The 22625-nt window shown below is 70.6% G+C and carries 19 protein-coding genes, 1 tRNA gene and 1 pseudogene; 13 read left to right on the forward strand and 8 right to left on the reverse strand.

The window, feature by feature from the left end; genetic code table 11:
• Positions 1-112: 112 nt before the first annotated feature.
• From BN1187_RS12755 to BN1187_RS12765, 3 genes are all read left to right on the forward strand, one after another.
• On the forward strand, positions 113-1558 hold the full coding sequence (locus BN1187_RS12755; protein WP_040162293.1) for an alanine/glycine:cation symporter family protein: 1446 nt from the start codon (positions 113-115) through the stop codon (positions 1556-1558).
• Between the two features lie 6 nt (positions 1559-1564).
• On the forward strand, positions 1565-2275 hold the full coding sequence (deoD, locus tag BN1187_RS12760) for a purine-nucleoside phosphorylase (protein ID WP_040162295.1): 711 nt from the start codon (positions 1565-1567) through the stop codon (positions 2273-2275).
• A 289-nt stretch (positions 2276-2564) separates the two neighbouring features.
• Positions 2565-3020: a GNAT family N-acetyltransferase gene (locus BN1187_RS12765; RefSeq protein ID WP_040162298.1), complete on the forward strand. Its 456-nt coding sequence runs from the start codon at positions 2565-2567 to the stop codon at positions 3018-3020.
• A gap of 427 nt (positions 3021-3447) precedes the next feature.
• On the opposite strand, the gene BN1187_RS14745 is transcribed toward BN1187_RS12765, so the two are convergent.
• The 4 genes from BN1187_RS14745 to BN1187_RS12780 form a co-directional block, all read right to left on the reverse strand.
• Positions 3448-3711 carry a dihydrofolate reductase family protein gene (locus tag BN1187_RS14745; RefSeq protein ID WP_315969078.1) on the reverse strand — a complete coding sequence of 88 codons (264 nt, stop codon included), beginning with the start codon at positions 3709-3711 and terminating at the stop codon, positions 3448-3450.
• A 24-nt stretch (positions 3712-3735) separates the two neighbouring features.
• The gene (locus tag BN1187_RS14750) at positions 3736-3903 is read right to left on the reverse strand and encodes a hypothetical protein (RefSeq protein WP_218184659.1); all 168 of its coding nucleotides are present in this window, start codon (positions 3901-3903) and stop codon (positions 3736-3738) included.
• 410 nt (positions 3904-4313) lie between these two features.
• Positions 4314-4396, reverse strand: a tRNA-Leu gene (locus BN1187_RS12775).
• Positions 4397-4472: 76 nt separating this feature from the next.
• Positions 4473-5504 (reverse strand): AEC family transporter, encoded by a 1032-nt coding sequence (locus BN1187_RS12780; protein WP_052462687.1) that lies wholly within the window; start codon positions 5502-5504, stop codon positions 4473-4475.
• A 193-nt stretch (positions 5505-5697) separates the two neighbouring features.
• Between BN1187_RS12780 and treY the strand changes: the two genes are divergently transcribed.
• From treY to pknB, 8 genes and pseudogenes are all read left to right on the forward strand, one after another.
• Positions 5698-8184 carry a malto-oligosyltrehalose synthase gene (gene treY / locus BN1187_RS12785; RefSeq protein WP_040162301.1) on the forward strand — a complete coding sequence of 829 codons (2487 nt, stop codon included), beginning with the start codon at positions 5698-5700 and terminating at the stop codon, positions 8182-8184.
• Positions 8177-9937 (forward strand): malto-oligosyltrehalose trehalohydrolase, encoded by a 1761-nt coding sequence (treZ, locus tag BN1187_RS12790; protein WP_040162303.1) that lies wholly within the window; start codon positions 8177-8179, stop codon positions 9935-9937. The genes treY and treZ overlap by 8 nt, the downstream gene beginning before the upstream one ends.
• Before the next feature lie 156 nt (positions 9938-10093).
• Entirely contained in the window at positions 10094-10804 is a 711-nt protein-coding gene (locus tag BN1187_RS12795; RefSeq protein ID WP_040162306.1) for an FhaA domain-containing protein, read from the forward strand.
• Positions 10797-11270 (forward strand): FHA domain-containing protein FhaB/FipA, encoded by a 474-nt coding sequence (locus BN1187_RS12800; RefSeq protein WP_040162308.1) that lies wholly within the window; start codon positions 10797-10799, stop codon positions 11268-11270. The genes BN1187_RS12795 and BN1187_RS12800 overlap by 8 nt, the downstream gene beginning before the upstream one ends.
• Positions 11271-11274: 4 nt before the next feature.
• The gene (locus BN1187_RS12805; RefSeq protein WP_040162310.1) at positions 11275-12831 is read left to right on the forward strand and encodes a PP2C family protein-serine/threonine phosphatase; all 1557 of its coding nucleotides are present in this window, start codon (positions 11275-11277) and stop codon (positions 12829-12831) included.
• Position 12832: 1 nt separating this feature from the next.
• Positions 12833-14233, forward strand: a pseudogene (locus BN1187_RS12810) (FtsW/RodA/SpoVE family cell cycle protein); the annotation flags it as partial.
• A 389-nt stretch (positions 14234-14622) separates the two neighbouring features.
• Entirely contained in the window at positions 14623-16050 is a 1428-nt protein-coding gene (locus BN1187_RS12815; protein WP_040162312.1) for a peptidoglycan D,D-transpeptidase FtsI family protein, read from the forward strand.
• A complete protein-coding gene (gene pknB, locus BN1187_RS12820) occupies positions 16047-17882 on the forward strand; it encodes a Stk1 family PASTA domain-containing Ser/Thr kinase (protein WP_040162315.1) in 1836 nt (611 codons plus the stop codon). The genes BN1187_RS12815 and pknB overlap by 4 nt, the downstream gene beginning before the upstream one ends.
• Positions 17883-17891: 9 nt before the next feature.
• On the opposite strand, the gene BN1187_RS12825 is transcribed toward pknB, so the two are convergent.
• Together BN1187_RS12825 and BN1187_RS12830 are read right to left on the reverse strand one after the other, a co-directional pair.
• Positions 17892-18548, reverse strand: a complete 657-nt coding sequence (locus BN1187_RS12825) for an aminodeoxychorismate/anthranilate synthase component II (RefSeq protein ID WP_040163343.1) — start codon at positions 18546-18548, stop codon at positions 17892-17894.
• A gap of 13 nt (positions 18549-18561) precedes the next feature.
• On the reverse strand, positions 18562-19338 hold the full coding sequence (locus BN1187_RS12830; RefSeq protein WP_235750673.1) for a DUF881 domain-containing protein: 777 nt from the start codon (positions 19336-19338) through the stop codon (positions 18562-18564).
• 83 nt (positions 19339-19421) lie between these two features.
• Between BN1187_RS12830 and BN1187_RS15065 the strand changes: the two genes are divergently transcribed.
• Positions 19422-19856 carry a cell division protein CrgA gene (locus BN1187_RS15065; protein ID WP_072042073.1) on the forward strand — a complete coding sequence of 145 codons (435 nt, stop codon included), beginning with the start codon at positions 19422-19424 and terminating at the stop codon, positions 19854-19856.
• 60 nt (positions 19857-19916) lie between these two features.
• Here BN1187_RS15065 and BN1187_RS12840 read toward each other — a convergent pair whose 3' ends face one another.
• Positions 19917-20339, reverse strand: coding sequence for a hypothetical protein (locus BN1187_RS12840; protein WP_147675125.1), 423 nt, complete (start codon positions 20337-20339; stop codon positions 19917-19919).
• A gap of 89 nt (positions 20340-20428) precedes the next feature.
• Between BN1187_RS12840 and BN1187_RS12845 the strand changes: the two genes are divergently transcribed.
• Entirely contained in the window at positions 20429-21061 is a 633-nt protein-coding gene (locus BN1187_RS12845; protein ID WP_040162321.1) for a hypothetical protein, read from the forward strand.
• 65 nt (positions 21062-21126) lie between these two features.
• Here BN1187_RS12845 and lysS read toward each other — a convergent pair whose 3' ends face one another.
• A complete protein-coding gene (lysS, locus tag BN1187_RS12850) occupies positions 21127-22593 on the reverse strand; it encodes a lysine--tRNA ligase (protein WP_052462797.1) in 1467 nt (488 codons plus the stop codon).
• Between the last annotated feature and the right edge of the window lie 32 nt (positions 22594-22625).

Genomic DNA, 22625 nt, shown 5'->3' on the forward strand with positions numbered 1-22625 from the left:
CTGCCGGTTTCAGCCCTGACCGCAGCGCCGTCTTGTGGCGGGACAACCCGTCTTCCCTCTACTGTGTCGCCACACGTCCCGGTGCCGGGACCGCGTCCGAAGCGGAGGCCTCATGCTCGACAACGTCGTCACCTTCTTGAACGACAACCTCACCTGGGTGCTGATCTTCATGCTGCTCGCGGCAGGGCTGTTCTTCACCGTGGTGACCCGCGGCGTCCAGTTCCGCCTGTTCGGGCAGATGTGGAAGGCCATCTTCTCCTCGCGGGGCAACGCCGAAGGCGGCGTGTCGTCGTTCCAGGCGTTCGCGATCTCGTTGGCGTCCCGCGTCGGTACCGGCAACATCGTGGGCGTCGCCATCGCCCTGACCCTCGGCGGGCCGGGGGCGGTTTTCTGGATGTGGGTCATGGCGCTGCTGGGCATGTCGACCGCGTTCGTCGAGGCGACGCTGGCCCAGCTGTACAAGACCAAACACCCCGACGACGACGCCTTCCGCGGCGGCCCCGCCTATTACATCCAGCAGGGCCTCGGCCAGCGCTGGCTCGGCATCGTGTTCTCCTGCTGCCTGATCTTCGCGTTCGGGTTCGCGTTCGAGATGGTCCAGGCCAACACCATCGCCGGCGTCTTCCAGGGCACGTTCGGCATCGACCCGCTCTGGACCGCCATCGGCCTGGCCGTGCTCACCGCCCTGATCATCTTCGGCGGCGTGACGTCGGTGGCCCGGGTCGCCGAGTGGATGGCCCCGATCATGGCGCTGGTGTACGTGCTGCTGGCCCTGGCCGTGCTGGTTACCCGCGCCCCCGAGGTTCCCGCCGCCATCGGCTCCATCTTCGCCGGCGCCTTCGGCCTGAACCCGGCGCTCTCCGGCACCGCAGGTGGAGTCGTCGCGGCCATGCTCAACGGCGTGAAGCGCGGCATGTTCTCCAACGAGGCCGGCATGGGCTCCGCCCCCAACGCGGCGGCCACGGCTAACGCCTCGCATCCCGCGCAGCAGGGCCTGATCCAGTCGGCCGGCGTGTTCGTCGACACGATCCTGGTGTGTACCGCCACCGCGGTCATGATCATCCTCGCCGCCCCCGAGATCTACACCCCCGGCGTCACCACCCGCGACGGCGCCGCGACCCTGACGCAGACCGCCCTGGCGTCCGAGCTGGGCGCCTGGGTGATGCCGATCATGGCGATCCTGATCTTCGTCTTCGCCTTCAGCTCCGTCCTCGGCAACTACACCTACGCAGAGATCAACCAGGACTTCATCGGCGGCGGCCGCGCGGGCAACTGGGGGATGCGCATCCTCGTCGTGGTGGCCACTTTCTGGGGCGCCGTGCAGGAGCTGTCGTTCGTGTGGTCGCTCGCCGACGTCGCCATGTCGCTGATGGCCGTCATCAACCTCGGCGCGCTGTTCTTCCTCGGACGCCAGGTCGTCACCGTCCTCAAGGACTACGAGTCGCAGAGCGGGCATCCGATGGAGCGCGAGTTCCACATGGATCCCGACTCCAAGCTCGCTCGCGAGGTGCACAGCGATATCTGGATCGGCGGCTCGCGCTCCGGCGCGACGCGCTGAGGCCCCATGGCATCGACCCCGCACATCGACCCGCACGACGTCCCGATCGCGGAGACCGTCCTCCTCCCCGGCGACCCGCTGCGGGCGAAGTTCATCGCCGAGACGTACCTCGACGAGCCCGTCCAGTTCAACAGCGTCCGCAACATGCTCGGCTTCACCGGCACCTACCAGGGCACGCAGGTCTCGGTGATGGGGTCCGGCATGGGCATCCCGTCGATGTCGCTGTACGCGTGGGAGCTCATCCACGTCTTCGGGGCGAAGAAGCTCGTCCGCGTCGGCTCGTGCGGTTCGCTGCAAAAGGAGATCGACCTCTACGACGTCGTCGTCGCGCAAGCCGCGTGCACGGACTCGAACGTCTTCGCGCAGTATCACCTGCCCGGCACGTTCGCCCCCATCGGCTCCTTCCGCCTGATCGAGGACGTCGTCCGCCGGGCCCGCGAGACCGACGTCCCAGGGCACGTCGGCAACGTCGTCTCCTCGGACACCTTCTACAACAAGGACGAGAGCGTGAACCAGCGCTGGGCGTCCATGGGCGTCCTGGCCGTCGACATGGAGACCGCGGGACTGTACGCCGTGGCCGCTGACGCCGGCGTCGAGGCGCTGGGCCTCTTCACCGTCTCCGACAACATCGTCACCGGCGCGGTCACCACTCCGCTGGAACGCCAGACGGCCTTCACTCAGATGATGGAGCTCGCCCTTCCGCTCGCGGCGCTGTGAGGCGATGCCGACCCCGACCGCACCCATAACGGGATTATCCTGCCGCTAGCTGAACTCGCCCGAGCTCTCACCAAGCGTCATCCCTTGTCAGGGGGATTCGGGGCGAGGGCTCGAGAATCTGGTGGCAGGATAATCCCGTTATGCCCGAGGTCTCGCCCCCACGACGGCGCGAGGCGCACCCTCGGTTCGATGCAATCGGGACGCAGACAACGCGCGTCGTCGAGGTCAGCGGAAGGGGCACCCTCGGCGCAAACTGGCCCTCGTTACGGCCGACGCCTACCCTCGACCCATGACCCCCGCGCCGTTCGTCCCGGAGGGCTTCACGCCGCCCCGAGAACTGACGCACGAGTTGTTCGTCCTGGAGCCACTGGGTCCGCAGCACAACGAGGCTGACCACGCCGCCTGGACGTCCAGCATCCACCACATCCGAGCGACACCCGGGTACCCGGACGGGAACTGGCCACCGCTAGAGGGCATGTCGCTCGAGGAGAATCTCGCCGACCTGCGGCGCCACGCCGCCGACTTCGCGGCCCGTCGGGGCTTCACGTTCACCGTCCTCGACCCGGACGACCGCCGCGTCATCGGCTGCGTCTACCTCTACCCGCCGGAGAAGGGCGGAGACGTCATCGTGCAGTCGTGGGTGAGCGCCGACCGCGCCGGGCTCGACGGCCCGCTGGCCGACGCAGTCGCGCAGTGGCTCGCCGACACGTGGCCCTGGACCCAGCCCGATCGCTGCGGACGCTGACGGTGACCCAGCACGAATCGAGCCCTCGACTGACGCCCTGGCACCTGCTGGCGTTCCTGGGCGAGCTCGCCCTGTGGGCCTGCTCGGGGTGGGCGAGCTCGCCCAGGAACGCCAGCAAGACTGACGTTCATCGGCGCTCTAGGGTTGGCGGTCGCCGCGCTCCTGGCATGGGGCGGGTCGCTCACCGGCGCCGGGCTGGCGGCGGCCGCCGCCGCGGCCACGATCCTCGCGCAATGGCGGGATGACCGGACGACTCCCAGCGAATCACACCACGGCTGATGGCCACCCCTCGTTTGGGGGCCGGTAGTCAGCGAGACGTCGACCTGCCGACTCCCTTCGCCCGACAATGATGAGCTCGAACGCGGCCGGTGTCGCTGGGCGACACCACGCGCTCGGCAGCGAGCTAGCGCCGTCTCAGCGACGTGGGTCAACCGGCATACGGACCGTACGTCAGCAGGACGTTGCCCTTCTCCGTCCGCTGGACGTCGATCAGCGACAACCGTGTCGGCTCGACGCCCTCGAAGAGGCGGCGTCCCTGCCCGGCGAGTGCCGGGTGGATGATCAACGTCAGCGCGTCCATCAGCCCGGCCTGCACACACTGCCGCACGACGGACAGCGACCCTTGGACGGCGATCTCCCCGCCCGGTTGCTCCTTCAAATCGCGCACGAAGTCGAGCAGATCGCCCTCGATGAGCCGGCTGTTGTTCCACGCATGTCAGCGGGCTTCAGCGTCGAGCTGGCGACGTGTTTCGGCGTGTTGTTGATGAAGTCGCCGAAGTCCGGCGTCCTCGCCCTGGGTCACCTTGGGCCAGTGGTGCGACCACTCCTGGTAGGTGACCCGGCCGAGGATGTTGGCGTCGATGCCGGCGACGCCCTCGGTCATGTGCTGGGCGAGACCGTCGTCGAACGAGTCGTGCTGGAAACATGAACGGGTCGGACGCGACGCCGTCGACCGAGTAGAAGAGGTTGGCCACGAGGGTGCGGGACATGTCGGCTCCTGGTTGGTTCGCTTTCAAAACCTTGGTGCCTATCCTGACCCGTTGGCGCAGACGCATGGACGCGACCTGGCCGCGAGACTTGCTGCGACGGTTCACCGACGTGCTCCGTGCCCCGCGCCTGCTCGATTCCGTCGCCGCGAACCCGGCCCCCGCCTGAAGCCGCGTTGAGGGCTCAACCGCGGCGGCGCCGGGTTTCCCCACGAGGGCTCAGTTGCGCGACGCCCGGACAAAGCAGAACCGCTCCAGACTCGGGTTCAACCCGTCGCCGGAGCGGTTCCTCAGGATCTCGTTGTTGTGCGCGAGAGAGGAGTTGAACCTCCACGTCCTTTCGGACACACGGACCTGAACCGTGCGCGTCTGCCATTCCGCCACTCGCGCGAGTGATCTTCCCTAGGGAAGAACAGCTCGACTAACTTAGCACGCCGCCCCTCGAACGCCCAATCGGCGGACGCCCTCAGACCCCCACGTGCAGGATCGCCAGCAGCGCGGTCAGCGTGACGAACGACCCGGCGGTGGTCACCAGCAGGACGGCCGGCGGCACCTCGGTCTGACCGTACCGCTGCCCGAGGATCGGGTAGAGCGACATCGCCGGCATCCCCGCGTTCAGCACCAGCGCGGCGCTCATCTCCGGGGACATCGCCGGCAGCCCGGCGCGCACGGCAACCCACAGGGCGCCCGCGACCAGCGCCGGGTGCAGCACGAGCTTGCCCAGCGACAGCACCGCGATCTCGCGCAGGTGACCGCGCACCGACAACCCGACCAGCATCCCGCCGACCGCGAACAGTGCCAGCGCGGTGCTCGCGCGTCCGAACATCTCCGTCGTCTTCGCGAGCACGTCGGGCACCGGGATCCGGAACACCGCGAACGCCACCGAGACCACGACGGCGATGACCAGGGGGTTGCGGGCCAGCCGTCCGAGGGTCCCGGTCACCTCGGCCCAGAAGCCCCGCCGCTCCCCCGTCGCGCGCTCCATCAGCAGCAGCACCAGCGGCAGCACCAGCACGTTCTCCACGATCATGCTCAGCCCGAGCGCCAGCCCGGCGACGGACGGCAGCGTCGCCATCATCACCGGAAAGCCGACGAAACCGGTGTTGCCGGCGCCGAACGTCATCGCCGCGGACGCCGCCGCCCCGGGCGACAGGCGCTCCACCTTCGACGCGTAGAACAGCCCGATGCCGATGGCCGCGACCGCGCCGGCCCCGCACGCCACGAGGTAGGTGGGGTTGGCGATCTCGGCGAGCGGGCGCTGCGCGATGGACGTGAACAGCAGACACGGCAGGGCGATGGTGGTGACGAACTTTCCGAAATACGCGATCGCCTCGGAGGAGAAGATGCCCAGGCGGGTCACCAGGAAGCCCAGCGCGATGGCCGCGTAGATGGGCACGGTGATGGTCAGGATCGAGAGCATGGCTTCCTTCGGGTCGTCCCCCTGACCGTAGTCCTCGCGGTGATTCGGCGAGATCGCTGGTCGGATGCCAGCGGCCATCCGGGTCGCGGTCGTCCTCTCCGGGGCGTCCGGGGCCGGGTGTGTGATCCGACCGGCCATGCGGCGCTGCCGCGCGGGCGTCGGTGGGTGCGTGAACGGGTGTCCCCGCCCGTAGCGTCCCGCGATAGATTGGGTCGGGTATGACTGACTGCTCCACGCTTCCGAACCGTCCCCACATTGGGAGGCCGACGCGATGACCACCACCAGCGAACAGCGCCCGCATCTCCCGTCGGCGGGACGCCGCACCCCCGTCTCGACGTACCGGCTCCAGCTGGGCCCCGACCTGACGTTCCGTCAGGCGCAGAACCAGCTCGACTACTACGAGGCCCTCGGCGTGACGGACCTCTACCTCTCGCCGATCCTGCAGGCCGCGCCGGGCTCGACGCACGGCTACGACGTCGTCGACCACGCCCAGATCTCCGACACCATGGGGGGCCGCAAGGCGTTCGAGCGGTTCGCCAAGGCGGCCCACGAGCGCGGCCTCGGCATCATCGTGGACGTCGTCCCCAACCACATGGCCGTCCCCACCCCGTTGTGGCACAACAAGGCGCTCTGGTCGGTGCTCAAGGACGGCCCGCAGTCCCCGTACGCGGCGTGGTTCGACGGCTCGGACGAGACCGACGAGGGCTTCCTCATGCCCATGCTCGGCGCCCGCATCGGCACCTGCCTGGCCAACGACGAGATCCACTTGGAGAACCTCGTCATCCCCGGCCAGGAGGAGCTCGGCGAGCAGCCCGTGCTCACCTACTACGACCATGTCTTCCCGGTCCGCGGCGGGACCGAGACCCTGCCCCTCCCGCTGTGCATCAAGGCCCAGCACTACCGCCTCGCCTACTGGAAGGTCGCGGACGAGGAACTCAACTTCCGCCGCTTCTTCGACGTGGACACCCTCGTCGCCGTCCGCGTCGAGGAGGAGGAGGTCTTCGACGCCACCCACGCGCTCCTTCTCGAGCTCTACAACGACGGCCACATCGACGGCTTCCGCATCGACCACCCGGACGGCCTCGCCGACCCGCGCGGTTACCTGCGGCGCCTGTCAGCGGCCACGGGCGGCGCCTGGATCGCCGCGGAGAAGATCCTCGAGGGCAACGAGATGCCCCCCGACGACTGGCCGGTCGCCGGCACCACGGGGTACGACGCGTCCTGGCGCATCCACGCCATGCACTGCGACCCGCTCGGCGCCGCCGACACCGGCACCCTGGCCCTCCAGCTGACCGGCGACATCCCCGGCACGCTGCCCGAGGTCATCGACGTCTCCAAGCGGGAGATCACCACGACGAGCCTGTTCGCCGAGGTGCACCGCATCGCCACCCTCGTCAACGACATCTGCCGCCGCGACATCATGCTGCGCGACCACACCTTCCGCTGGATCCGCGAGTGCGTCACCGAACTCGTCATCGCGTTCGAGCGCTACCGCGCCTACGTCGTCCCGGGCGAGGAGGCCGACGAGGAGGCGATCGAGGTCGTCCTGGACGCCGCGAAGAAGGCACGCGCGCGCCTCGACCCGGAGCTGCACGACACCCTCGAGGTGGTCGTCGACCTGGTGCTCGGCCGCGAGGTCGGCGTCGAGGGACACAGCCAGCGCGACCAGCGCGACGAGCTGGTCGTCCGGTTCCAGCAGGTGTGCGGCGCCGTCCAGGCCAAGGGCGTCGAGGACACCGCCTACTACCGCTGGACGCAACTGGTCGCGCTCAACGAGGTCGGCGGCTCGCCGGTCACCTGGAACCTCACCCCCGACCAGTTCCACGAGTGGGCGGCCACGATGGCCGAGGCCTGGCCCGCGACCATGACCTGCGGCACCACCCACGACACCAAGCGCGGCGAGGACGTCCGCTCCCGCATCGGGGTCATCAGCCAGTACGCCTCCGAGTGGCGCGAGATGATCACCGAGCTGCACCCGCTGATGGACGACATCGAAGGCCACACCGAGAACCTGCTGTGGCAGATCCTCGCCGGGACCTGGACCGACAGCGGGCCCATCGAGGAGGACCGCCTCAGCGCCTACGCCCTGAAGGCCGCCCGCGAGCAGAAGCTGTGGACGTCGTGGACGTCCGGGGATACGCAGGCCGAGCAGGCGATGGTCGAGACGCTGGCCGCGCTCCGCACGAACCCGCAGGTCCTCGACGCGTTCGGCCGGTGGTACGAGATGACCGCCGATGCGGTGCGCACGTCGGTTCTGTCGCGCAAGGCCGTCCAGCTGACCTGCCTCGGCGTCGCCGACGTCTACCAGGGCTGCGAGACGCTGCAGAACTACCTGGTCGACCCCGACAACCGGCGCCCCGTCGACTACAAGGCGATGGCCAAGGCCCTCAAGGCGGTTCAGGACGGCGAGCCGAAAGACCTGGCCGCCGAGAAGCTGCTGCTCACCCACCGCATTCTCGAGCTGCGCAAGCGCCGCCCGGACGCCTTCGTCGGCAAGTTCGCGGCCTACCGCCCGCTGCCCACCTCGACCGGGCACGTCATCAGCTACGGACGCGGCGCCAAACCGGACGTCGTGGTCGTCGCCGAGCGGCTGTACCGCACCGTCGACTCCGCCACCGTCACCGAGCACACGGTGGTGCTGCCCCGCGGCAACTGGAGCGACATCCTCACCGGCACCACGTCGCGCGGCGGCTCGGTGACCCTGTCCAAGCTGCTGTCCACCTATCCCGTCGCCGTCCTGGAGCGCACCGATGCCTGATTCCCTCCCCGTCCGCGTCGCGCTGTGGGCGCCGCTCGCTGAGTCCGCCCACGCCGTGGTGGACGGCGAGCGCCTCCCGATGACGCGCGCCTCCGAGATCCCCGAGGAGGCCGGACGGGCGGACGCGTCCGAGGTCTGGATCATCGACCTGCCCGACGGCACCGACTACCTGCTGAGCATCGACGGCGGCGAGCCCCGTCCTGATCCGCGCAGCCGGTGGCAGCCCCACGGCGTCCACGAGGCATCGCGCACGTTCGACGTCAACGCGCACGACTGGTCGGACGACGGCTGGCGCGCCGACGACGTGCTCGGCCACCTCTTCTACGAGCTCCACCTGGGCACCTTCACCCCCGAGGGCACCCTCGACGCCGCGATCGGCAAGCTGGGCTACCTGCGCGACCTGGGCGTCAAGGTCGTCGAGCTCATGCCGGTCGCCGCCTTCCCCGGCGACCGCGGCTGGGGCTACGACGGGGTCGCGCTGTACGCCGTCCAGGAGTCCTACGGCGGCCCCGCCGCGCTGCAGCGGTTCGTGGACGCCGCCCACGCCGAGGGCCTGGCCGTCTGCCTGGACGTCGTCTACAACCACTTCGGCCCGGCCGGGAACTACGCGCCGGTCTTCGCGCCCTACTTCACCGAGAAGCACCACTCCCCGTGGGGCGCCGGGATCAACCTGGACGACGAGTACTCCGCCGGCGTGCGCCGGTTCATCGTCGACAACGCGCTGCATTGGCTGCGCGACTACCACATCGACGCCCTGCGCCTAGACGCCGTGCACGCCCTCACCGACGACTCCGACCACCACATCTTGGCCGAACTCTCCGACGCGGTGAACGCTTGGGAGTCGCTCAGCGGGCACGCCGCGACCCTGATCGCCGAGTCCGACCTCAACGACATCGCGACCGTCACCCCCACCGCCGACGGCGGCCTCGGCATGGACGGCCAATGGGATGACGACATCCACCACGCCCTGCACTCCTACGTCACCGGCGAGACGTTCGGCTACTACGTCGACTTCGGGGGCGCGGGGGCGCTGGCGAAGGCGATCACCCAGGTGTTCGTCCACGACGGCTCGTTCTCCACGTTCCGCGGCAAGGACTGGGGCACCAAGGTCCCCGACTCGGTCGACCGGCGGTCGTTCGTCGCCTTCACCCAGAACCACGACCAGATCGGGAACCGCGCCCTCGGCGACCGCCCCGACGAGCGGCTGCCTCGCGGGGTCATCGCCGCCGGCGAGGCCCTGCTGCTGATCGGGCCGTTCACGCCGATGCTCTTCCAGGGCCAGGAGTGGGGCACGACCAGCCGGTTCCAGTACTTCACCGACCACGACCCCGAACTCGGCCGGCTCGTGAGCCAAGGCCGCACCGACGAGTTCGCGGAGCACGGCTGGGAGGTCATCTACGGCGACGACCTGGTCGTCCCCGACCCGCAGGCCCTCTCCACGTTCGAGGACTCCAAGCTCGACTGGGCCGAGCTGGACGACCCCGATCACCGGGCGTTCCTCGACTTCCACCGCCGGCTCATCGAGCTACGGGAGGGCAACCTCCGCACGGAGGCGTCCGGCGTGTCGGTCGACCACGGCGAGGGCTGGTTCCGCATGGTCAACGGCCCGCTGACCGTGCTGCTCGCCCCGCACGACGACGAGGTGACCGTCGAGGAGGCCCGCGCGTTCGTGGCGGCCCAGTACGGCGACGTCCGCGTCGCCGATGGACGCGTCACCCTCGGCCCGCGCTCGGTGGTCGTCCTCGCAGACTGAGCGAAATCCGACCGCCCGGGGCCGCGATCTGCGACCCTGGTCCCGATCTGGCGCGCCACCCTCGACCACAGACCCCGCTTCAGGGGCGTCCGGTGACGAAGCGGTTACTCTAGAGGCTGCTTCAGCCAGGGAAACGGTCAACGAAAGGGGGTCGGAGTGGGCGTCTTCGACAATCTCGAGCGCAAACTCGAAGGGGTCGTCAACGGCGCTTTCGCCCGCGCGTTCAAGGGCGACGTCCAGCCGGTCGAGCTCACCGCGCGCCTGCAGCGCGAACTCGACACCGAGGCGAAACTGCTCTCGCGCGACCGCAAACTGGTCCCGAACGACTTCGTCATCGAACTCAGCCAGCACGACTACGACCGGCTCACCCCGTACTCCCGCACCCTGAACGCGGAGATCCTCCCGCAGCTCCGCGAGTACGCGTCGAACCAGGGCTACATCTTCAACGGCCCCGTCACGGTGACCTACGAGCTCGACAAGGATCTCCCGACCGGACGCTTCAACGTCGTCAGCGACGCCGTCGCGGTCGTGGACGCCGACCCGGCGAGCACGGGCGTCCTGCGGCGGTCGAACCTCGTCCTCGAGGTGAACAACATCCGGCACCCGCTCATGCCGCCCGGCTTCACGCTCGGCCGGGGCAACGACGCGGACGTCCGCATCAACGACCCGGGCATCTCCCGGCTGCACGCCCGCATCGTCGTCCAGGGCTTCGGGGACGGCCAGCAGATCTCGGTGGAGGACATGGGTTCGACCAACGGGATCCTGGTGGACGGCCAGCGTGTCCGGAACGCCCCGCTGCACGAGGGCTCCCGCATCGAGATGGGTAACACCCGTCTTCTCGTCCGATCATCGGCGTCCGATGTCTGAGCTCGTCGTCCTCGCGCTGAAGTTCGCGTTCCTCGCCCTGCTGTGGCTGTTCGTGCTGTTCGCCGGCAACGTCATCCGCACCGACCTGTTCGGCAAGCGCGTCCCGGCCTCGTCCGTCGCCTCGCCGGAGCCCGTCCGCAAGGATCGCGAGCGCCGGCCAACCCGCGCGGAACGGAAGCTCCCCCAGGTGCTGCGCATCACCCGGGGCGCCCAGGCCGGGCTGACGCTGCCGCTGAACGACTCGCTGCGCATCGGCCGTAGTGAGGACTGCCAGCTGATCCTCGACGACGAGTACGTCTCGACCCGGCACGCCCGCGTCTTCCGCACCGATCACGGCTACGCGGTCGAAGACCTGGGCTCGACCAACGGCACCTACCTCAACGATGCGCGCGTCACGAACGCGATGGCGTTCGGGCTGGGCGACACGCTGCGGATCGGGCGGACGTTGATGGTCCTGGAGAAGTGACCCGATGCCCCTGTCGCTGCGCTACTCAGCTCACTCCGAAGTCGGCCTGGTCCGCAAGACCAACCAGGATTCCGGCTACGTGTCGCCGACGATGCTCATCGTCGCCGACGGGATGGGCGGCGCGGCCGCGGGCGACCTGGCGTCAACCGTCGCGGTCCGCGAGCTGAAGGCGACCGACGAGGCGCTGCCGCGGCTGCTCAAGGACGCCGAGCGGCGTCGGCTGACCGAACCCGAGGACGACGATCCGGTCGCGACCGACCCGGAAGCCACGGCGCCCGACGGCGTCGCCGGGTCGTCCCCGCGCGGGACCGTGCTGCTGGGCCTGTTGGGCTCGGCGCTCGCCCGCGCCAACGACCACCTGGCCGACCTCGCCGACGAGGACAGCGCGCTGGACGGCATGGGCACCACGGTGTGCGGCTTCGTCCTGGCCGACGGACGTGTCGCGGTGGTCAACATCGGCGATTCCCGCGCCTACCTGCTCCGCGACGGCCAGCTGCGCCGGGTGACGCGCGACCACTCGTGGGTGCAGACGTTGGTCGACGAGGGCCGCATCACCGAGGCGCAGGCGCTCGAGCATCCGCACCGCTCGCTGATCCTCAAGGTGCTCAACGGCAACCCGCAGCACCACCCCGACCTGGCGATGCTCGACATCCGCGAGGGCGACCGGCTCGTCGTGTGCTCGGACGGCCTGTGCGGCCTGGTCACCGACCAGCAGATCGCCGAGCTCGTCGGCGACCCCGACCGCGAGGTCGCCATCGACGAGCTGACCGCCCTGGCCCACGAGGCCGGCGGATACGACAACATCACGATCATCGTCGCCGACGTCGTGGACGGGCCGCCGGAGGGCCGGCCCGCCGTGCTGGGGGCCGCCCGCACGATGAAGGTCCCGCACCTCGGGGAGTCCACCGCGCCGCTGCCCGCCCTCGAGGCCGCCGGCCCGGAGGCCGAGGACGCGGCCGCCGCCGAAGCCTCCCCGTCCGGAGCCGCAGGGGGCGCGACCGTCTCGGAGGAGGAGCGCTACGCGCTGCGTGGACGCCGAGGCTTCGGGGGCTGGACCAAGATGCTCGCCGCCGTGCTGGTGCCCCTGCTGGTGCTGGGTCTGGCGGGCTGGGGCTGGTACACCTACACCCAGACGCAGTACTACGTCGGGTCGGACGACGACCTCGTCGCCGTCTACCGCGGCGTCCCCGACCGCATCCTGGGGCGCGACCTCAGCCACGTCGTGAAGACCGACACCACCCGCGTCGGCGACCTGCCGCCCTACTACGCCGAACGTGTCCGGCAGAACATCAAGGTCGAAAACCTGGCCGCCGCCGATTCGACGCTGAGCGAACTGCGCACGAAGGCGACCCGCTGCGTCGCGCAGCGCGAGGCGCGGGCCCGTGCCCAGACGCCGCCGCCGATCCCGTCGCCCAGCCCGAGCCCGGTCACCGCCTCGCCGAGCGTCTCGGCCGGCGCCACGCTCAGCCCCGGTGCCACGGCAAGCGCGTCGCACGCGGCGACCGCCTCGCCGACCCCCAGCCCCACCCAGACCCAGGTGACGACCCCGGAGGACTGCTGACATGGCGGAGGTCATCGTCTACCGCAAACGGGGCTTCGTCTCCCTGCTGATGCTGATGCTCGCGATCGCCTTGTGCTTCGGCGGCTACGCGCTCACGCACCTCAACCAGTACGGCGCCCTGACCGGCGACTGGTTCGTCGTGCCGGCGGCCTTCGGCGGCATCGCTCTGGTCGTGTGGCTCGTCATCGTCTGGCGGCTCCCCTACGCCGACCCTCTGCTGCTGCCGTGCGTGGTGGCGCTGAACGGTATCGGGCTCGCGATGATCCACCGCCTCGACCTGGCGACCGACCCGCCGATGAAGAGCGCGGAGCTCCAGCTGATGTGGGTGGCCATCTCGGCCGCGCTGATGTGCCTCCTCGTCGTCTTCCTGCGCGACCACCGCAGGCTGCAGCGCTACACCTACGTCTGGTTCGTGGCCGGCCTCGTGCTGCTGCTGATGCCGCTGCTCCCCGTCGTCGGCAGCGAGAACCACGGCGCGCGCATCTGGATCCGGATCGGCCAGTTCAGCTTCCAGCCCGCCGAGATCGCCAAGATCATCCTCTCGATCGCGTTCGCCGCCTACCTCACGGAGAAGCGCGACGTCCTCGCGTTGGCCGGTCACCGGTTCCTCGGGATCGACTTCCCGCGCGCCCGCGATCTCGGCCCGATCCTCATCATGTGGGGTGCGAGCCTGCTCGTCCTGGTCTTCCAGAAGGACCTCGGCACCACGCTGCTGTTCTTCGGCCTGTTCGTGATGATGATCTACGTCGCCACCGAGCGGCCCAGCTGGGCGCTGCTCGGCTTCCTGATGCTGATCGGCATGGGCGTGCTGGGCTACACACTGTTCGACCACGTGAAGGTGCGCTTCGGCTCGTGGCTCGACCCCTTCGCGAACTACGACCAGAACCTGCAGGTCATCAACGCCCAGTTCGGCTTCGCCTGGGGCGGGCTGTTCGGCACCGGCTGGGGGCTGGGCCGGCCCTACCTGACGCCGCTGGCGAAGAACGACTTCATCTCCGCGGCGATCGGCGAGGAGCTCGGCCTGTTCGGGTTGTTCGCGGTCATCATGATCTTCGCCCTCATCGTCGCCCGCGTCATGCGGGCCGCGCTGGCCGCCCGCGAGCCGTTCGGCAAGCTGCTGGCCGCCGGCCTGGCGTTCGTGTTCGCGCTGCAGGTCTTCGTGATCATCGGCGGCGTCACCCGGCTGCTGCCGCTCACCGGCCTGACCACCCCGTTCGTCTCGCAGGGCGGGTCGTCCCTGGTCGCCAACTACCTGCTCCTCGGCCTGATGGTGACGATCACCCATCAGGGCCGCCGCCCGCACGTGGACGTCTCCCCCGACGAGTACGTCTCCCTGGCCGGCGACGCCACCCAGTCGATGTCCGCGGTCGCGCCGCGCGGCGCCGTGTCGTCGGCGACGCGGTCCCGGCCCCAGGACGACGTCAACGAGGCGCTCGGGCCGCGTCCCGACCCCGCCGATTTCGAGGCGCCGACCGAGCTCGTCGGACGCGACGGGCAGGGCGCCCCGCGCCCGGCCGCGGGCATGGCAGGTCCCGGCGCGGCCGGTGTCGGAGCAGCCGGGGCGAGCGTGGCGCGTCCGCCTGAGGCCGGCGCGGAGGCGCCCACCGAGGTGGTCGGCGTGGCCGGGCCGAACCGCGACCCGGGGGCGGACGCCCCGACCGAGGTGGTCGGTGGGGCGGGTGCCGCACGCCCCCGGCCCTCGGCGTGGGCCGACTACGACGGGGACGACGGCGAGGCGACCCAGGCGCTCGACCCGGTCGACATCCCCCGCAAGGACGAGGAGGATCCGCGATGAACGGCCCCATCCGCAAGGTGTCGGTGGTGGTGATGATCATGTTTCTCGCCCTGATGCTGAACTCCAGCTACGCGTACGTGTTCCGCACCGACGCGCTCACCAACGACCCCAACAACCGCCGCGTCCGCGACGCCCAGTTCGGCACCGACCGCGGCGACATCCTCGTCGGCAACACCCCGGTCGTCACCAGCAAGCCGTCGAACGACCGCTACGAGTACCAGCGCGTCTACTCCCAGGCCCCGCTGTACGCCCCGGTGACCGGCTACTACTCGTTCCTCTACGGCTCTGCCGGCCTCGAGCAGTCGCAGAACCAGGCGCTCTCGGGCGCCGGCGACGCGCAGTTCCTGCAGCGGATGGTGGACCTGGCCACCGGCAAGAAGCCGACCGGCGCCAGCATCCAGACCACCCTGGACGCCCGCGCGCAGCGCGCCGCCTACCGCGCGCTGAACGGACGCCCGGGCGCGGTCGTCGCCCTCGACTACAGCACCGGGGAGGTCCGCGCGATGGTGTCGACGCCCAGCTACGACCCCAACTCCCTGGCGACGCACGACCTGGACGCGGCCCAGAAGAACTGGACGTCCCTGAACAAGGACTCCGATCAGCCGATGCTGAACCGCGCCGCCAAGAACGTCTACCCGCCCGGCTCGACGTTCAAGGTCGTCACCTCCGCGGCCGCGCTGGAGAGCGGGATGAACGAGAACACCAGCATCCCGGCGCCGGCGTCCTACAAGCTGCCGAACTCCACCGCCGTCATCAAGAACGCCGGCAGCTGCGGCGGGGCCCAGATCTCGCTGAAGCAGGCCCTCCAGGTGTCCTGCAACAGCGCGTTCGCGGGCCTCGGCGTCCGACTCGGCGACGGCGCCATCCGCAAGCAGGCCGAGGCGTTCGGCTTCGGCAAGACCCAGCTGTCCGACATCGGCGCCGTGCCGTCCCGCTTCCCCGAGAAGCCGGACGCGGCCCAGACCGCGATGAGCGCGATCGGCCAGTTCGAGGTGGCGGCCACCCCGCTGCAGATGGCGATGGTCGCCGCCGGCGTAGCCAACGACGGCGTCGTGATGGACCCGTACATCGTCAGCCAGGTGCGGGGCGCCGACCTCAGCGTGCTGAGCACGCGCAGCCCGCGCCAGCTCAGCCGCGCGATGAGCGCGCAGAACGCTCGGCAGCTCAAGGACATGATGATCAACGTCGTCCAGAACGGCACGGGCCGCCGAGCCCAGGTGTCCGGGGTGACGGTCGGCGGCAAGACCGGCACCGCCAAGAGCGACGGCCGTCGACCCCCGTACGCGTGGTTCATCGCGTTCTCCGACAACCCGCAGGTCGCCGTCGCGGTGTTCGTCCAGGACTCCGGCGCCACCACCGCCGAGACCTCCGGCGGCCGCTTCGCCGGTCCCATCGCCGCCGCCGTGATCGAGGCTCTCCGATGACCGGGCAAGGCACGGTGCTGGGTGGCCGCTACGAGCTCGGCCCCGTCATCGGACGCGGCGGCATGGCGCAGGTTCGCCGTGCCCACGACCGCCGGCTGAACCGCGACGTCGCCGTCAAGCAACTCCGTCTCGACCTGGCCAGTGACCCGACGTTCCAGACGCGGTTCCGCCGCGAGGCGCAGGCCGCGGCCGGGCTCAACCACCCGAACATCGTCTCGGTCTACGACACCGGCGAGCAGAAGGACGACGACACCGGCATCGCCGTCCCCTACATCGTCATGGAGTTGGTCGATGGGCTGACCCTGCGCGACCTGCTGCGCGAAGGGCGTCCGATCCTTCCGCAACGCGCGCTGCAGTTCACCCAGGGTGTCCTGAACGCGCTGGAGTACAGCCATAGGGCCGGCATCGTCCACCGCGACATCAAGCCCGCCAACGTCATGCTGACCAACGCCGGCGACATCAAGGTGATGGACTTCGGCATCGCCCGCGCGGTGGCGGACACGTCGTCCACGATGACCCAGACGGCCGCCGTCATCGGCACCGCCCAGTACCTCTCCCCCGAGCAAGCCCGCGGCGAGACCGTCGACACGCGCTCCGACCTCTATTCGGCCGGCACCCTGCTCTACGAGCTGCTCGTCGGACGGCCGCCGTTCACCGGCGACTCGCCCGTCTCGGTCGCCTATCAGCACGTCCGCGAGACCCCGGTCCCGCCGAGCCAGCTCGACGCCGAGATCACCCCCGCGATGGACGCCGTCGTGCTGAAGGCCCTGGCCAAGAACCCGGACGACCGCTACCAGAGCGCCGCCGAGATGCACGCCGATATCGACCGGCTTCTCGCCGGCCTTCCGGTGCAGGCCGAGCTGCCGCGCGAGGACGCGACCGCGGTCATGGGCGCTCCCGCCACCGCGGTGCTGCCCGCCGGGGCCGGCGCAGCCACGGCCGCGGGGCAGCCGGCCCCGACGCCGCTGCCGCGCTCGGGTCAGACGCCGACGTACGCGGAGGTCCCCGTGACCCCCCGCAAGCGCAGCCGGCGCTGGCTCTGGCCGCTGCTGGCCGTGCTGCTGCTGCTGGCGGTCGGGTCCCTGCTGGCGGTCTACTTCATTCCGCAGAACCGCGTCCGCACGGTCACCGTGCCGATCGTGACCGGGCAGCAGCAGGCGACGGCCGAGCAGATCGTCCGGGCGTCCCGACTCGTGCCCGTCGTGACGTCCACGAAGGGCGCGGACGACCAGACCGTCGGCGAGGTGGTCAAGCAGACGCCGGGGGGCAACTCGTCCGCCGAGGAGGGGTCTCAGGTCGCGCTCGTGGTCAACGCCGGGCCCGACAAGGTCATCGTCCCCGCCGGCATGATCGGCCGCGACGTCGACGAGGCGATGGCGTTCGCCAAGCAGAACGGCTTCAGCTCGGTGCGCAAGGTCGCCGCGTCCGACGAGCCGGCCGACGCGACGGCCAACGAGGTGCTGAACGTGAACCCGAGGGAGGGAACGTCGGTGCCCGAGGGGACGACCCTCACGTTCACCTACGCCCGCGGCCAGGCCGAGATCCCGGACGTCTCCGGCTTCAGCGTCCAGGCCGCCGAACGCGCGCTCGATGACGCGGGCTTCACGAACCACTACACCGAGGAGAGCACGAGCCAGCAGCAGGCCGGGACGGTGGTGGGAACCGATCCGGCCAAAGGGTCGAAGCGGGCGAAGTCGACGCGCGTCAAGATCATCGTCGCCAAAGCCCCCGAGTCCCCCAGCCCGTCGCCCTCGACGAGCTCGAGCGATTCCCCGCCGCCGTCCACCTCGACGCCCTCGACCGCGTCCCCCACGCCCACGACCGGAGGCTGAGCCGCGCCGTCAGGAGGCCGCGGCGTCCTGACGGCTCGGAACCGACATCAGCGGGGAGAGTCCCCTCGCCCGCTCGGGCGCGCCGGCGTCGCCGCAGGCCTTCAGCCAGTTGGCGAGCATCTGATAGCCGCCCTCGGTGAGCACGGACTCGGGATGGAACTGCACCGACTCCACCGGCAGCGTCCGGTGCCGGATGGCCATGATGACGCCCGATTCGGTGCGCGCGCTCACCTCGACGTCGTCGGGGACGGTCGCCGGGTCGAGCGCGAGCGAGTGGTACCGGGTCGCGGTGAACGGGTTGGGCAGCCCCTCGAAGACGCCGCGCCCGTCGTGGAACACCGGGGAGGTCTTGCCGTGCAGCACCTCGGGCGCGCGGCCCACCACCCCGCCGAACGCCACGGAGATCGACTGCAGGCCCAGGCACACCCCGAAGATGGGCAGCGTCCCGCCCTGCTCGCGCACCACGTCGACACAGACGCCCGCCGCCTCGGGGGTACCGGGGCCGGGCGACAGGAGGATGCCGTCGAAGCCGCCGGTCCAGCCGTCCTCGCCGAACCGCGGGTCGTCGTTGCGCCACACGTCGACCTCGGCGCCGATCTGGGCCAGGTAGGAGACGATGTTGTAGACGAACGAGTCGTAGTTGTCGACGACCAGGATGCGAGCCATGCCGTCCATGGTGTCACCGCTTCGCGGCGGCCCGCCGCGCGTCCACCGAACCCGCGTAGGCCGGCATGGCCGCCTCGCGGACTCGCTGCACCCGGTAGCCCAACCGGTAGGCGTCCGCGTACTGGCGGAAGACCATCAGCGGCGCGGACGCCTGCAGCGCCCCGTCGAGCCGCACCTGGTCGCCGATCGCCTCGATCACGTAGGGCGGCGCATACGGGACGCCGTGCAGCACGACGGTGTTGCCGACGCACTTGATGCCCGTGCGGCTCGTCACCCGCTGGCCCTGGATCGTCATCGCTTCGGCGCCGCCGCGCCACAGCGCGTCGACGACCGCCTCGATGTCCTGCTGGTGGACGACGAGCAGGGACTCGTTGACGCCCTGGGGGGTGGCGTCGGTCGGCGCGTCGGTCAGCGTGACCCGTACCGCCGGTCCGCGCACCGGACGCGTCCCGGCGGCGGCGGCCGCGGCGGCCAGCTGCGCCTGCGTCGGGCCGGCCACGCTCTGGGAACCCGCGAGCTCGCGCGTCTCGGCCCGCAACTCGCTCAGGCGCCGGCTGAGCTGGGCGTTGTGGTCGGCCTGCTCCTGCACGAGGCGGATGAGATCGGTGTTGCGGTTCGGACGCAGGTCGCCGTCCTTGGCGTTGACGGCGGACGTGGCGATCATCAGCCCGGCGACGAGGCAGGTGGCGGCGGTGAGGATCCGCAGGCCGGCCGAGCGGCGTCCGACGCGTTCGTCGCGCGCCCGGGCCCGGCGCAGGCGGCGCATGGCGCGGGCCCAGGGCTTCCTCACGGCGCCCAGGCTACGCGAGCCTTCGCAATCGCCCGGGGTGACCCGATAACCTGAAGGCCCGTCATCACCGAGGAGAGCGACCTGTGCCTGAGCCGAAGGGTTCCGAATTCGCGGGCAAGAACGAGCCCACCACGCCCGACGACGCCACGACGAAGCCGGCGTCCGCGGCCCGGCCCGACGGCGTCCGGCCGCAGGACCACAAGTCCAAGGCGGGGTCGTCCGACACGCGCAAGCCGGCGAGCGAACCCGCCGGCCGCACGGTCACGAGCAGCAAGGACGACGCGACCACGCAGCCCGTCGTGACCAAGCGGCCGCGCCGCCGCCCGGCTCTGGTCGACACTCGAGCCTGGGTGCCGCCGACGTTCATCACCCTGGGCCTGCTCGGCGTGCTGTGGCTGGTGGTCTACTACCTGGCCGGCTACATGATCCCGTTCATGGCCACGCTAGGCCCCTGGAACCTCGCCGTCGGCATGGGCCTGATGGCCGCCGCGTTCGCCGTCGCCACCCTCTGGAAATAGCGCCTCGCCGGCGGTTCATCCGTCGCCACGTCCCCGCCGGGGGACGTGGAGGTCCTCCCGTTACATGCAGGTCCGTTCGAGGATTAGCGTGCGGGCGTCCGGGCATCGGGCCCGGCCAGAAACGGAGACTCCCGTGAGGACCAACCACCCCATCATCGGCCTCGCCGCCCTCCTGCTGTTGGGCGGCTGCGCCGCGCAGCCCCAGGCCGGCGCGCCTGTCCCCGCCCCCGCGGACGCCGCGGCGACCGGCCCGTCGAGCGCCGCCCCCACCACGACCCAGGCGAGCATGCCCGCCTCGACGTCGAGCGCCGGCACTCCCACCGTCGAGGCCACCGAAACCGCCAGCAGGACGGGCACCCCGGCCGCGACCGCGTCGGTGAAGACCCGCGTCCTGCGACTCGACCCCTGGAAGGACAAGACCGCCCTCAAGCACGCGGTCACGGTCCGCTTCCGCTCGGGGTCGTGCATGGGCTCGGCGCTCACNGCCCCAGGCCGGCGCGCCTGTCCCCGCCCCCGCGGACGCCGCGGCGACCGGCCCGTCGAGCGCCGCCCCCACCACGACCCAGGCGAGCATGCCCGCCTCGACGTCGAGCGCCGGCACTCCCACCGTCGAGGCCACCGAAACCGCCAGCAGGACGGGCACCCCGGCCGCGACCGCGTCGGTGAAGACCCGCGTCCTGCGACTCGACCCCTGGAAGGACAAGACCGCCCTCAAGCACGCGGTCACGGTCCGCTTCCGCTCGGGGTCGTGCATGGGCTCGGCGCTCACCGGCCGTAAGGACGCCTTCCGCTGCGCCCTGGACAACGGCCTCCTCGACCCCTGCTTCGCCAAGCCGGGCTCGAACGGCCGCAGCTTGATGTGCCTGACCGGCGGCAGGAAGCCCTGGGCGCGAGCCGACGGCGTGCGGAACGTGACGCGGGATCAGAGTGGGCCGAGCGCCCCCGTCTGGCTGCACCTGGCCAACGGCGCCCAGTGCCTTCCGGCCTCCGGCGCCGGGCCGAAGGGCCTGCCGCGGTTCCCGTACTGGGCCGGTTACTGCTTGGGTGGCCCCTACCGCGACAGCAAGACCTGGCGCGCCACCGAGGACGACGGCAAGAACGCGCTCTACCCGTTGCTCTCCGACCACAAGGGCGGCTGGCTGGCCGCGGTGGAACAGACTCCGGGCAAGGTCACGCTCGTCCCCGTGGCCCGGGCGTACCGCTGACCCAGCACCTCGCAAAAACGCCGAACGCGCCTCCCGAATGGGGGCGCGTTCGCGTCAGGGGGCTGCTAGCTGTGCGGCTTGAGCAGCGGGAAGAGGATCGTCTCGCGGATGCCGGCGCCGGTGAACAGCATGATCAGCCGGTCGATGCCCAGCCCGACCCCGCCCATCGGCGGGGCGCCGAACTCGAGCGCGTTGAGGAAGTCCTCGTCCAACGACATCGCCTCGGGGTCGCCCTTGGCTGCCAGCAGCGACTGCTCGGTGAACCGCTCGCGCTGGATGACGGGGTCGATGAGCTCGGAGAAGCCGGTGCCCCGCTCCAGGCCGCCGATGATGAGGTCCCAGGCCTCGATGAGGCCCGGCTTGTCGCGGTGCGGACGCGCCAGCGGTTGCGCGATCGCCGGGTAGTCGCAGACGAACGTCGGCTGGAGCAGCCCCGGCTCGACGATCTCCCCGAACAGTTCCACCGCCAGCTTGTCGGCGCCCCAGCCGGGGTCGAACTCGATGTCGCGCTCGGCGGCGACCTGCTGCAGCTCGGCCAGCGGGGTTTCCAGGGAGATCGTCCGGCCGAGCGCCTCGGACAGCCCGTCGTACAGCGGCAGCCAGCGCCACTCGCCGTCCAGGTCGATCGTGCCGTGCGGCGTCTCGATCTGCCGCGAGCCGACGGCGTCCGCCGCGTCCAGGATGATGCGACGCAGCACCTCCGCGACACTCGTCTGACCGGCCCACGCCTGGTAGTACTCCAGCATCGTGAACTCGGCGCTGTGCGTGGAGTCGATGCCCTCGTTGCGGAAGATGCGGCCCATCTCGTAGACCTTGTCGGTGCCGCCCACCATGGCGCGCTTGAGGTAGAGCTCCAGCGCGATCCGCAGCGTCATGTCGATGTCGAACGCGTTGAGGTGGGTGGTGAACGGACGCGCCGCGGCGCCGCCGTGCACGAGCTGCAGGATCGGGGTCTCCACCTCGAGGTACCCCTCGCGGTGCAGGGTCTCGCGGATGCTGCGGGTGATCGCGGCGCGGGTGCGCACCATCTGGCGCGCCTCGGGACGCACCACCATGTCGGCGTAGCGCTGGCGGACCCGGGCCTCCTCGGACAGGTCTGCGTGCAGGTTCGGCAGCGGACGGAGCGCCTTGGACGCCATCTGCCAGCCCGTCGCCATCACGGACAGCTCGCCGCGGCGCGACGACACCACGCGGCCGGTCACGGAGACGAAGTCGCCCAGATCGGTGTCCGCCTTCCAGGCGTCCAACGCCTCCTGGCCGACCTCGTTCAGCGACAGCATGACCTGCAGGCGCTCGCCGTCTGCGTCCTGACCGAACTGATCGGCCAGCGTCGCGAAGCAGAGCTTGCCGGTGTTGCGCTGGAAGATGATGCGGCCGGCGACGCTGACGACGTCGTCGGTCTCCTCGCCCTGCTCGAGGTGCCCCCAGCCCTCGCGGATCTCGGCCAGCGAGTGCGTGCGGGGCACGCTGACGGGGTAGGCGTCACGTCCGGCGGCGAGCAGGCGCTCACGCTTGTCGCGTCGTACCTGCATCTGCTCCGGGACGGAGGCGTGCTGGTCGGACG

It is taken from the genome of Nigerium massiliense (genome assembly GCF_000826085.1).
Taxonomy (GTDB): Bacteria; Actinomycetota; Actinomycetes; order Propionibacteriales; family Propionibacteriaceae; genus Propioniciclava; species Propioniciclava massiliense.

Bases quoted from the DNA above. Each gene is read 5' to 3' on its own strand.
- BN1187_RS12755 (WP_040162293.1), top strand. From the start codon at position 113: ATGCTCGACAACGTCGTCACCTTCTTGAACGACAACCTCACCTGGGTG.
- deoD (WP_040162295.1), top strand. From the start codon at position 1,565: ATGGCATCGACCCCGCACATCGACCCGCACGACGTCCCGATCGCGGAG.
- BN1187_RS12765 (WP_040162298.1), top strand. From the start codon at position 2,565: ATGACCCCCGCGCCGTTCGTCCCGGAGGGCTTCACGCCGCCCCGAGAA.
- BN1187_RS14750 (WP_218184659.1), bottom strand. From the start codon at position 3,903: ATGACCGAGGGCGTCGCCGGCATCGACGCCAACATCCTCGGCCGGGTC.
- BN1187_RS12780 (WP_052462687.1), bottom strand. From the start codon at position 5,504: ATGGCCGCTGGCATCCGACCAGCGATCTCGCCGAATCACCGCGAGGAC.
- treY (WP_040162301.1), top strand. From the start codon at position 5,698: ATGACCACCACCAGCGAACAGCGCCCGCATCTCCCGTCGGCGGGACGC.
- treZ (WP_040162303.1), top strand. From the start codon at position 8,177: ATGCCTGATTCCCTCCCCGTCCGCGTCGCGCTGTGGGCGCCGCTCGCT.
- BN1187_RS12800 (WP_040162308.1), top strand. From the start codon at position 10,797: ATGTCTGAGCTCGTCGTCCTCGCGCTGAAGTTCGCGTTCCTCGCCCTG.
- BN1187_RS12805 (WP_040162310.1), top strand. From the start codon at position 11,275: ATGCCCCTGTCGCTGCGCTACTCAGCTCACTCCGAAGTCGGCCTGGTC.
- BN1187_RS12815 (WP_040162312.1), top strand. From the start codon at position 14,623: ATGAACGGCCCCATCCGCAAGGTGTCGGTGGTGGTGATGATCATGTTT.
- pknB (WP_040162315.1), top strand. From the start codon at position 16,047: ATGACCGGGCAAGGCACGGTGCTGGGTGGCCGCTACGAGCTCGGCCCC.
- BN1187_RS12825 (WP_040163343.1), bottom strand. From the start codon at position 18,548: ATGGCTCGCATCCTGGTCGTCGACAACTACGACTCGTTCGTCTACAAC.
- BN1187_RS12845 (WP_040162321.1), top strand. From the start codon at position 20,429: ATGCCCGCCTCGACGTCGAGCGCCGGCACTCCCACCGTCGAGGCCACC.
- lysS (WP_052462797.1), bottom strand. From the start codon at position 22,593: ATGCAGGTACGACGCGACAAGCGTGAGCGCCTGCTCGCCGCCGGACGT.